Here is a 12,058-nt window from a genome sequence, read left to right on the forward strand (position 1 = left end):
CACGTCGTCCTCCTCGCTAATGAAGATTGAACCGGCCGCGCCTGATCATTTCCAGCGCTTCTTCGGTCGGCACCGGCTTGCTGAAATAATGGCCTTGCATCTCGTCGCAGCCGTGCTCGATGAGAAATGCCATCTGCTCGGCGGTCTCGACGCCTTCCGCGATCACGGTCAGGTTCAGGCTGTGCGCGAGCGTGATGATGGCCGACACGATGGCCGCGTCGTCCGGATCGGAAGCGATATCGCGCACGAAGGCGGCGTCGACTTTCAGCTTGTCGAGCGGGAATCGCTTCAGGTAGGCCAGCGACGAGTAACCGGTGCCGAAGTCGTCCACCGAGATCGACACGCCCAGGTCGCGGATCTGGTGCAACGCCTGGATCGTCTTTGCCGGATCGGCCATCACCGCCGACTCGGTCAGCTCGGCTTCCAACATGCCAGGCGGGATGCCCGTTCTTTGCAGCGCCATTTGAATATCCTGCGCCAGGCTATCCTGGTGAAACTGGCGCGCAGACACATTGACTGCTATCGGGCAGCATTTGGCGCCCGCCTCGATCCAATACCTGATCTGCCTGGCCGCTTCATGCAGCGCCCACTTGCCGATCGGCTCGATGCGCCCGGTTTCCTCGGCGATCGGAATGAATTTGCTGGGCGCCATCCATTCGCCGTCCGGTTGCGGCCAGCGGATCAGCGCTTCGAAGCCGCGCAGTTCGCCGTCGGCCGCGCTGACCTTGGGCTGGTAATACAGCATGAACTCGCCCTCCTGGATGGCGCGCTGCAAGGCGCTGCCGACGGCCAGCCGCTCGTTGGCGGCTTCATTCATCCTTGCGGTGAAAAAGGAATAGCGGCCGCGCCCTTCCTGCTTGGCGTGGTACATCGCGGTGTCGGCGTTGCGCAGCAGCTCGTCCATGTTCTGCCCGTCGTCGGGAAAAATCGCGATCCCGATGCTGGGCGACACCCGCAGCTCCCGGCCGCCGAGCTGGCATGGTTCGCCGACCGCGCGCACGATCTTGCTGGCCACCAGTGCGGCGTCCTGCACATCGTGCAGGCCGGCCAGCAGCACCACGAACTCGTCCCCCGACAGGCGCGCCACGGTATCGCCCTCGCGCACGCAGCGGCCGAGGCGCTCCGCGACTTCCTGCAGCAAGCGGTCGCCGGAGGCATGGCCGAGCGTGTCGTTGATATCCTTGAAGCGGTCGAGGTCGATGAACAGCACCGCCACCGGCGCATGCTGGCGCCCCAGGTGGGCAGTGGCCTGGCGCATGCGGTCTTCCAGCAGCAGGCGGTTGGGCAAGCCGGTCAGGGTGTCGTGGAATGACTGGTGCAGGATGTAGGCTTCCATTTCCTTGCGGTCAGTGATGTCGCGCGACACCATCACCACCTGCGACACCTTTCCGGACGGGCCGCGGATGGTACTGGCCTCCGACTCCAGATACCGTTCGCCGCGCTCGGGCTCGAGAACCCGGTACTGCAGGCGGCTATTCGCGCCATCCCCGACCAGTCGGGCGAAAGCTTCGCGCAACCGTTCCCGGTCGTCGGCATGCACGATGTCGAAATAGCTGCCCGGCGCCCGGATCGCGTTGCCGAACGCCGCATGGCAGGAGGGGCTGGCGTACACCCAGGCGCCGTCGGCGTCGAGCAGCGACACGTAGTCGCCCGCATGCTGCGCGATCAGGCGCTCGATGTCGCTGCTGCCGCCGGCTTCCCGCGCATCGGCCGCCACCTGCCCGCACGCCGCTATCTCGGCGCGCAGCGTTTCGTTCAGGCGCGTCACGTGGTCCAGCTGCTGCCGCAGCTGGCGGTTCTGGGTTTCCAGGTCGGCGTCGCCGCGCTCGCGCCGGCGGGTGCTCCTGGCGAGATCGACGAAGGCTTGCACCTTCGATTTCAGCACCTCGGGCGCGACCGGCATGAACAGGTAGTCGACCGCGCCCAGCTCGTAGCCGGTGGCGCGGTCGAGGTCGGTGGCGCGGTGCGAGGTGAGGAAGATGATCGGCGTAGATTTCGTGCGCGGGCGCTGCCGGATCAGGCGCGCCGTTTCAAAGCCGTCGATACCCGTCATCTTGACGTCGAGGAGGATGACGGCGAAATCCTTCTTCAGAAGCAACATCAACGCCTCTTCGCCGGAGGCCGCGGTCTCGATCCCGGCGTCAAGATCGGTCAGGATGGTATGCAGTGCAAAACGCGATCCAGGGTCGTCGTTGACAAGCAAAACTCGGATCTCATCAGTCTGGACCATGGATCTTGCCTCTCGCGGTGTTTCGATCCACGGGGCTGCCGCAGACGAATGATCAGGACGTGGGGGGCATCATGCGGCATAGCCAAGGCATGTGCGGCGGCACGTCTGGCACGACGCCGCTGCATGCGCCGCACCGCCCCCTGTCAGACCGATGCCGATTACGCTTGGACGGGCAAAGGCAGGCGATGTTCCCCAAATGACACACCGGCTGGCCGATGCCGCATACTGATGTCCCTGACAGAAACAGATCAGCCATTCCCGTCTAAGTTCCGACACTTAAGTCCCCACCCTTACGTCCCCACCTTGATCTCCGGCTCAGGCGCTTCCTCCGCGCCGTAGACCATGGTGCGATTGCGCGTGTGCTTGGCTTGCATGAGCGCAATATCAGCGGCATGCAGGACCGCCTCCCATGTGTCGCCATGCTCCGGGAAAGAGGCCACGCCGAGCGAAATCGTGATCTGGCCGAGCGCGTGACCATCCATGGTCACGCTCAGGCCGCGCGCGCTGTCGCGCAGCTTTTCCGCCAGCTCGGCGGCGTTGCGCAATGCCGTCGCCGGCAGGATGACGGTGAATTCTTCGCCACCGTAACGGCATGCCAGATCGCCGCCGCGCATCTGCCGCTGCAGCATGCCGCCGACTTCGCGCAACAGCATGTCGCCGGCGGCATGGCCAAAGGTATCGTTGAAGCGCTTGAAATGATCGATGTCGATCATGACGATCGCCACAGGTGACTTGTTGCGCTGCGCATTGCGCATTTCGCGGCTAAGTGACTCTTCCATGAAGCGACGATTGAACAGACCAGTCAGCCCGTCGCGCATGGCCTGCGCATGCAGCGTGTCGCGCAGGCGCAGGTTCGCCAGCGTCAATGCTGTATGTTCGGCCACCGCCTGCACCAGCGGCTGTTCCCGCGAGCGGCTTCCGGCCCTGTCGTTCTCGATATGCAGCACGCCCAGCATTTCTCCCTGCACCATCAGGGGCACGCACACGTAATTGCCGGGCGGCGGCTCCTGCACATGGTGGCAGCGCGGCTGGTTGCCCTCGGCCTCGACCCGGTACATTTTTCCTCGGCGCACCGCCCAGCAATCCTGCGGCAGGAACTCGCCCATCGCCGCCGGATCGTTCCAGCGGCTTTTCGCTTCCAGGTGATCGCCGCTCGAATGCATCAGGTAAAGCATGCCTGGCTGGTCGGGAAACAGGCGCAGCGCGAACTGGCGAACGATCGCCAGCACTTCGTCCTGCGTCACGCAGGACTGCAGCGCGTCGTTCATTTCCTTCAGTTCGCGCAGCTCGTCGCCATGGCGCTGCAATTCGGCGACGCGGCTCTGGATGGAGTGCGCCATGTCATCGATGGCGGCGGCCAGCTGGCCGACCTCGTCCCCGGTGCGCGCCACTCCGCTGCGCGCGCCGAAGTCGCCGTTGCGGATGCGGTCGCTGACCCGGATCAGCGAGCGCATTTTCCTGACCACGAGGCGATGGCTGCCGACCCAGGCGATTCCCAGCGCCAGCAGCGACACCAGCGCGAGATTGAGCATGTTGGATTGGAATGCGCTATTCGCGCCGGCGTATGCCACCGCAGTAGGAATGCCGATGGCGAGATAGGCGGTCTGCTTCGGCGTCCTGTGGATCTTCGCGAAGGCGAACAGCCGCGACACGTCATCGGCGCCCATCAGGTCGTTCACGCCTTCCTCATCGAGGCTGCCGCGCACCGAGCGCACGAGCGGCGAGTCGGCGATGCGGCGGGTGCCGCGCCAGCCCTGCGAATCGGGATAGCGCGCAAGGATCAGCCCGGAGTCGTCGAATATGAGGATGACCGAATCGCGCGACAGCTGGGCCGCCGGCGGCAGGAGCTCGAACTGCGACAGGCTGAGCGACGCGAACAGCACGGCCTCGACGCGCGTCGTCGCGCCGGTCACCGGCACGCCGATGAACACCCGCGGCACCAACGTCACCGCATCGATTTCATAAGGCCCGACGCCGACATCATGCCTGACAATGGTATCGCTGAAAAACGGCATGCCCGCGACATTGTTATTGAGCCTGGAGGGGCTGGTCAGGCAGATGATGTCGCCATTGGGTCTGGCCAGCCCGATCTCTCCATAGCCAGGAAACGTCGGCGCAAGCTCGCTGCGCAGCAAGTTGCAGCGCCGCTTTCCATCTCCCCGCAGGGAGGGCAGCTGCGACATCGCCTTCAACTCGCCTTTCGCGTCGTCGATCATCTGCATATGGCTGGCCTTCATGACGCGCACCAGCCGCAACGCGGCCTCGCGCGCGTTCTCCTTCTGCGTTTCCATCTGCCGATAGGAATTGAACACGTACAACGCGAATGCTGGCGTCATGGCCATCAGGATCAACAGCACAAGGCGCGCCTTCAGATTGCCTCGAAAAAAGATTTTCACGTCGCCCTGCTCCGCGGTTGGCAAACAACAAGTGCCTGCCCGGGTTCGACCCGAGAGCAACTTCAAGCGTTCCGAATAGATTGTCTTTTAATGAAACCTTTTCGGTGCAGCAATAAAAGGCGGTGCGGCGGGGAGAAAAAGAAGGCCGGGCGCGGCGCGATGAACACGCCGCGCCGGGTATGCGGATCAGGCGACGAGGACTGCCTTGATTTGCTGGAGTGAAGCCGGATCTTCGATCGTCGTCAGGTCGCCCGGATCGCGGCCTTCGCACAAGGCCTGGATCGAACGGCGCAAGAGCTTGCCGGAACGCGTCTTCGGCAGCAGCGAGACGAAATGCACGCGCGCCGGACGCGCCACCGCGCCGAGCTGCTTGTCGACCACCGCCATCACCTCCGCTTCCAGCGCCTTCCTGCCGTCCGGGGTGGATGCCGGGTCCGGATTCTTCAGGATCGCGAAGGCGACCGCGACCTGCCCCTTCAGCTTGTCTTCCACGCCTACGACCGCGACTTCCGACACGTTCGGGTGGCTGGAAATGCTTTCCTCGATTTCGCGCGTGCCGAGGCGGTGGCCCGCCACGTTGATCACGTCATCGGTGCGGCCGAGGATGAAGTAATAGCCGTCGGCGTCACGAATGCCCCAGTCGAAGGTCGAATACGCAGGCTCCCTGAAATTCGCCCAGTAGGTTTTCACGAAACGCTCGTCGTCGCCGTACACGGTCTGCATGCAGCCCGGCGGCAGCGGGCCGTCGATCACCACCACGCCCTTCTCGTTCGGAGCGCATTCCGCGCCGGTCGATTCGTTCAAGACTTTCACCTTGTAGCCGTACATCGGCACGCCGGGGCTGCCCAGGCGCGTCGGCTTGTCTTCCACGCCCTTGGCGATCGACAGGATCGGCCAGCCGGTCTCGGTCTGCCAGTAGTTGTCGATGATCGGCACGCCAAGCTCCGAAGCGATCCACTGCGAGGTCGGCTCGTCCAGCGGCTCGCCGGCGAGATACAGCGCCTTCAACGACGACAGGTCGTATTTCTTCATGAATTCCGGCGGCTGCTTCTTGAGCACGCGCACCGCAGTCGGCGCGGAGAACATGCGCGTCACCTTGTATTTCTCGACGATGCTCCACCAGATGCCGGCGTCGGGACGGATCGGCAAGCCTTCGTACATGATGGTCGCCATGCCGGCGATCAGCGGGCCGTACACAATGTACGAGTGTCCCACCACCCAGCCGATGTCCGAGGTCGAGAAATACGCCTCGCCCGGATTTCCGCAGAATATATGCTTCATCGAGGATGCCAGTGCCACCGCATAGCCGCCGACGTCGCGCTGCACGCCCTTGGGCTTGCCGGTGGTGCCGGACGTGTACAGGATGTAGGACGGCTCGTTCGACTCCAGCCAGGTCACCGGCACTTGCGCATGCATGTGCTGCTCGCGCATCGACGCGTAATCGACGTCGCGCATCGGCACCGTCTGCATCGATGCCAGCCCGCGGTTCACCAGCAGCACATGCGCCGGCTTGTGCTGCGCGAGGTTGATCGCCTCGTCCAGCAGCGGCTTGTACGGCACGCTCTTGCCGCCGCGCGAGCCGGCATCGGCCGACACGATCAGCTTAGGCTTGGCGTCGTCAATGCGTGTTGCCAGGCTGTTCGAAGCGAAGCCGCCGAACACCACCGAATGGATCGCGCCGATGCGCGCACAGGCCAGCATCGCGAACGCCGCTTCCGCAATCATCGGCATGTAGATCAGCACGCGGTCTCCCTTGCCCACGCCGAGCGTCTGCATGATGGCCGCGGTCCGCATCACTTCTTGCTGCAGTTCGGCAAACGAATACACCTTCTCGCTGTTGGTCTCGGTCGAGATCGCGATCAGCGCCGGCTTGTCGCCCTGACTTGCGGCCCAGCGGTCGACGGCGTTGTGGCACAGGTTGGTGGTGCCGCCGACGAACCATTTGGTGAAAGGCGGCTTGGAATAATCGAGCACCTGCGAATACGGCTGGTGCCAGTCGATGGCCTTGGCTTCGTTGCCCCAGAAGGTCTGGGGATCGTTGACGGATTGCTGGTAGAAGTCTGCGTAGTTCATGATGTCTCCAACGTATGGATTATTTGTGCAGGGCGCGCCGCGATGCGCACCGCTCCTGTCTATAGCTTCAAGTTTGGGTAGGGCTACTTACAAAGGACTTACTGGGTCGAAAAAAAAGCGCATCGAAAATTGTCGGTGCGCTTTTTCTTATTCATCATCAACTCATCGTGCTCAGAATGTATCGCCCGGCACGCGCACCCAGCCTTCCATCAGCACCCGCGCACTGCGGCTCATGATGGCCTTGGTCACGCTCCAGTCGCCGTTGACCTGCTTTGCTTCGGCCCCCACGCGCAAGGTGCCCGACGGATGGCCAAAGCGCACCGCGGTGCGTTCGTCGCCGCCGGCGGCGAGATTAACCAGCGTGCCGGGAATGGCCGCGGCGGTGCCTATCGCGACGGCGGCCGTGCCCATCATCGCGTGATGCAACTTGCCCATCGACAGCGCGCGCACCAGCAGGTCGACGTCGGAAGCCTTCACCGGTTTTCCGCTCGACGCAACATAGTCGGCCGGTTTGGCGACGAACGCGACCTTCGGCGTGTGCTGGCGCTTGGCGGCTTCGTCGACGTTCTTGATGAGCCCCATGCGCAGCGCGCCATAGGCGCGAATGGTCTCGAACATCGCCAGCGCCTTGGCGTCGCCGTTAATATCGTCCTGCAGTTCGGTGCCCTTGTAGCCGATCGCTTCCGCGTTCACGAAGATGGTCGGGATGCCGGCATTGATCATGGTCGCCTTGAGCGTGCCGATGCCGGGCACTTCGAGGTCATCGACCAGGTTCCCGGTCGGGAACATCGCGCCGCCCGCGCCCTCTTCCTCGGCCGCAGGGTCCATGAATTCGAGCTGCACCTCGGCTGCGGGAAAGGTCACGCCGTCCAGTTCGAAGTCGCCGGTTTCCTGCACCTGGCCGTTGGTGATCGGCACATGCGCAATGATGGTCTTGCCGATATTCGCCTGCCAGATACGCACGGTCGCAGTCCCGTTTTGCGGGATGCGACCGGCATCGACCAATCCGGCGCTGATGGCGAAGGATCCTACTGCCGCGGACAGGTTGCCGCAGTTGCCGCTCCAGTCGACGAACGGCTTGTCGATCGAGACCTGGCCGAACAGGTAATCGACGTCGTGGTCGGGTTTGCTGCTCTTGGACAGGATGACGGTCTTGCTGGTGCTGGAGGTCGCGCCGCCCATGCCGTCGATCTGCTTACCGTACGGGTCGGGGCTGCCGATCACGCGCAGCAGCAGCTTGTCGCGCGCTTCGCCCGGCACCTGCGCAGCTTCGGGCAAGTCCTGAAGGCGAAAGAACACGCCCTTGCTGGTGCCGCCTCGGATATAGGTGGCGGGAATCTTGATTTGGGGTACGTGGGCCATGGAATGTTTTCCTGGTAAAACTAGGCGGCGCATTGCTGCACCGCTGTTCAAACTTTTTCTGCAATCGGGTTGAGGGATGGGTGCAATGCGAATGACAAAACCCATCCCCTCCCTGACACTCCCCTTGTGGGGGAGAAGCAAAAAGAACCAAAAGAGGCTGTTAGGCAGCCTTGGCCGACGACGATGCGAGGAAGTCCTGCGCAAAACGCTGCAGCACGCCGCCCGCTTCGTAGATCGACACCTCTTCGGCCGTATCGAGACGACAGGTCACCGGCACTTCCACGCGCTCGCCGTTCTTGCGAGTGATGACGAGCGTCAGGTCGGCGCGCGGCTTGCGCTCACCGATCACGTCAAAGGTTTCGGTACCGTCGATGGCGAGCGTATTGCGATTGGTGCCCGGCTTGAACTCCAGCGGCAACACGCCCATGCCGATCAGGTTGGTACGATGGATGCGCTCGAAGCCTTCGGCCACGATCGCTTCCACGCCCGCCAGGCGCACGCCCTTGGCTGCCCAGTCGCGCGACGAACCCTGTCCGTAGTCGGCACCGGCGATGATGCATAGCGGCTGCTTGCGCCCCATGTAGGTTTCGATCGCTTCCCACATGCGCATCACCTTGCCTTCCGGTTCGACGCGCGCAAGCGAACCCGGCTTCACCTTGCCGTCGGCGTCGCGCACCATCTCGTTCTTCAGCGTCGGATTGGCGAACGTCGCGCGCTGCGCGGTGAGGTGGTCGCCACGGTGCGTGGCGTAGGAGTTGAAGTCCTCCTCCGGCAGGCCCATCTTGGCGAGGTATTCACCAGCAGCGGAATCTGCCAGGATCGCATTGGACGGCGACAGGTGGTCGGTCGTGATGTTGTCGGGCAGAACAGCCAGCGGACGCATGCCCTTGAGCGTGCGCTCGCCTGCCAGCGCGCCTTCCCAGTATGGCGGACGGCGGATGTAGGTCGACATCGGACGCCAGTTATACAACGGGCTCACCGAGGCAGACGACGCTGCACGCTGGTCGAACATCGGGATGTACACCTTGTTGAACATCTCCGGCTTCACGCTGGATTTGACGATCGCGTCGATCTCTTCATCCGACGGCCACAGGTCCTTCAACGTGACCGGCTTGCCGTTTGCATCGGTGCCGAACGAATCGCGCTCGATGTCGAAACGCACCGTGCCGGCGATTGCATACGCGACGACCAGCGGCGGCGAAGCCAGGAAAGCCTGTTTTGCATACGGGTGGATACGGCCGTCGAAGTTGCGGTTACCGGACAGGACAGCAGTCGCGTACAAATCACGGTCGATGATTTCCTGCTGAATCTTCGGATCCAGTGCGCCGGACATGCCGTTGCAGGTGGTGCAGGCAAAAGCGACGATGCCGAAGCCGAGCTTTTCCAGCTCTTCCTTCAGTCCCGCCTCTTCCAGGTAGAGCTCCACCGCCTTCGATCCCGGCGCGAGCGATGTCTTCACCCACGGCTTGCGGGTCAGGCCCAGGCGGTTGGCGTTGCGCGCCAACAGTGCGGCGGCAATCACGTTGCGCGGGTTGGAGGTGTTGGTGCAGCTGGTAATCGCTGCAATGATCACGGCGCCGTCCGGCATCTGGCCTGGGACTTCCTGCCACTTGCCGGCGATGCCCTTGGCTGCCAGATCGGTGGTCGCCACGCGCGCATGCGGGTTGGACGGGCCAGCCATGTTGCGCACGACGCTGGAAAGATCAAATTTCAGTACACGCTCGTACTTCGCATTCTTCAGCGTGTCAGACCACAGGCCCGCTTCCTTCGCATAGGTCTCGACCAGTTTCACTTGTTCTGCAGAGCGGCCGGTAAGCGTCAGGTAATCGAGCGTCTGCTGGTCGATGGAGAACAGCGCGGCGGTGGCGCCATATTCCGGTGCCATGTTGGAAATCGTTGCACGGTCGCCCAGTGTCAGCGAGGAAGCGCCGTCGCCGTAGAACTCGAGATAGGCGCCAACCACTTTCGACTTGCGCAGGAATTCGGTCAAGGCCAGCACGATATCGGTCGCAGTGATGCCAGGCTGTCGCTTGCCCGACAGCTCCACGCCGACGATTTCCGGCAGGCGCATCCAGGATGCGCGGCCCAGCATCACGTTTTCGGCTTCGAGGCCGCCCACGCCCACCGCGATTACGCCGAGCGCATCGACGTGCGGCGTGTGGCTGTCAGTGCCGACGCAGGTATCTGGGTAGGCCACGCCATCGATTGCGTGAATGACCGGCGACATCTTCTCCAGATTAATCTGGTGCATGATGCCGTTACCCGCCGGGATCACGTCCACGTTCTTGAACGCGTCCTTGGTCCACTCGATGAAGTGGAAACGATCTTCATTGCGGCGATCTTCGATCGCGCGATTTTTCTCGAACGCTTGCGGGTCGAAGCCGCCACATTCGACCGCCAGCGAGTGGTCGACGATCAGCTGCACCGGAACGACCGGGTTGACCTTGGCGGGATCGCCGCCCTGGTCGGCAATCGCGTCGCGCAGGCCGGCCAAGTCCACCAGCGCAGTCTGGCCGAGGATGTCGTGGCACACCACGCGCGCCGGAAACCACGGGAAGTCGCGCTCGCGCTTGACCTCGATGATCTGTTTCAGGCATTCGGTGAGGATCGCGGGGTCGCAGCGGCGCACAAGGTTCTCGGCATGCACGCGGGAAGTATAGGGGAGCTTTTCCCAGGCGCCCGGCTGGATCGCCTCGACCGCTGCACGCGCGTCGAAATAATCCAGTTGGGTGCCCGGCAGGGGTTTGCGGTATGCGGTGTTCATGGCTCGGTAAAAAAAAGGGTGGCGTCAAGGAGAAAAGCCTGTGATGCAATCATCACAGGCTCCCGGCTTTACTTGCGCTTGCTGATCGGGACAAACTTCAGGTCTTCCGGGCCAACGTAGTTGGCGCTCGGACGGATGATCTTGTTGTCGATGCGCTGCTCGATGATGTGCGCTGCCCAGCCCGAAGTACGCGCGATCACGAACAGCGGCGTGAACATCGCGGTCGGCACGCCCATCATGTGGTACGACACGGCGGAGAACCAGTCGAGGTTCGGGAACATCTTCTTGATTTCCCACATCACGGTTTCGAGGCGCTCGGCGATGTCGAACATCTTCATCGAGCCTGCTTCCTTCGACAGCTTGCGCGAGACTTCCTTGATTACCTTGTTGCGCGGGTCGGACACGGTGTACACCGGATGGCCGAAGCCGATCACCACTTCCTTGTTCTCGACGCGCTTGCGGATATCGGCTTCCGCCTCGTCCGGGTTGTCGTAGCGCTTCTGGATCTCGAACGCGACTTCATTGGCACCGCCGTGCTTGGGGCCGCGCAGCGCGCCGATCGCGCCGGTAATGGCGGAATACATGTCGGAACCGGTGCCGGCAATCACGCGTCCTGTAAAAGTCGATGCGTTGAACTCGTGCTCCGCGTACAGGATCAGCGACGTATGCATTGCCTTTTCCCACAGCGCCGACGGCTTCTCGCCGTGCAGCAGGTGCAGGAAGTGCGCGCCGATCGACTCATCGTCGGTTTCGACTTCGATGCGGTTGCCGTTATGGCTGTAGTGATACCAGTACAGCAGCATGGAACCGAGCGACGCCATCAGGCGATCGGCGATGTCGCGCGCGCCCGGCGTGTTGTGATCATCCTTCTCCGGCAGCACGCAGCCCAGCGCGGACACGCCGGTGCGCATCACGTCCATCGGGTGCGACGAGGCCGGCAGCCATTCGAGCGCGGCCTTCACGTTCGCGGGCAGGCCGCGCAACGCCTTCAGCTTGGCCTTGTACGCGCGCAGCTCGGCGGCGGTCGGCAGCTTGCCATGCACCAGCAGGTGCGCGATCTCTTCGAATTCGCATTCGTCGGCGATATCGAGGATGTCGTAGCCGCGGTAGTGCAGATCGTTGCCGGTACGGCCGACGGTGCACAGCGCGGTGTTACCGGCTGTCACGCCGGACAGGGCAACGGATTTCTTCGGTTTGAAGCCTGCTTGTTGTTCGCTCATCAATATCTCCTGA

Annotated in this window: 6 protein-coding genes; all 6 read right to left on the reverse strand. The window is 63.1% G+C overall.

All coding sequences use genetic code 11. The annotated features are described in order from the left end of the window. Positions 1–16 precede the first annotated feature (16 nt). Positions 17–2,230, reverse strand: coding sequence for an EAL domain-containing protein (locus tag FAY22_RS11135; RefSeq protein WP_146330264.1), 2,214 nt, complete (start codon positions 2,228–2,230; stop codon positions 17–19). A 290-nt stretch (positions 2,231–2,520) separates the two neighbouring features. Beyond that, positions 2,521–4,626, reverse strand: coding sequence for a diguanylate cyclase (locus tag FAY22_RS11140; RefSeq protein ID WP_146330265.1), 2,106 nt, complete (start codon positions 4,624–4,626; stop codon positions 2,521–2,523). A 186-nt stretch (positions 4,627–4,812) separates the two neighbouring features. Next, positions 4,813–6,699 carry a propionate--CoA ligase gene (locus FAY22_RS11145; RefSeq protein ID WP_146330266.1) on the reverse strand — a complete coding sequence of 629 codons (1,887 nt, stop codon included), beginning with the start codon at positions 6,697–6,699 and terminating at the stop codon, positions 4,813–4,815. 171 nt (positions 6,700–6,870) lie between these two features. Next, positions 6,871–8,061, reverse strand: coding sequence for a 2-methylaconitate cis-trans isomerase PrpF (prpF, locus tag FAY22_RS11150; RefSeq protein ID WP_146330267.1), 1,191 nt, complete (start codon positions 8,059–8,061; stop codon positions 6,871–6,873). Between the two features lie 160 nt (positions 8,062–8,221). Further along, positions 8,222–10,825, reverse strand: a complete 2,604-nt coding sequence (gene acnD / locus FAY22_RS11155) for a Fe/S-dependent 2-methylisocitrate dehydratase AcnD (protein WP_146330268.1) — start codon at positions 10,823–10,825, stop codon at positions 8,222–8,224. A gap of 68 nt (positions 10,826–10,893) precedes the next feature. After that, a complete protein-coding gene (gene prpC, locus FAY22_RS11160; protein ID WP_146330269.1) occupies positions 10,894–12,045 on the reverse strand; it encodes a 2-methylcitrate synthase in 1,152 nt (383 codons plus the stop codon). Between the last annotated feature and the right edge of the window lie 13 nt (positions 12,046–12,058).

The organism is Noviherbaspirillum sp. UKPF54 (assembly GCF_007874125.1).
GTDB lineage: Bacteria > Pseudomonadota > Gammaproteobacteria > Burkholderiales > Burkholderiaceae_D > Noviherbaspirillum.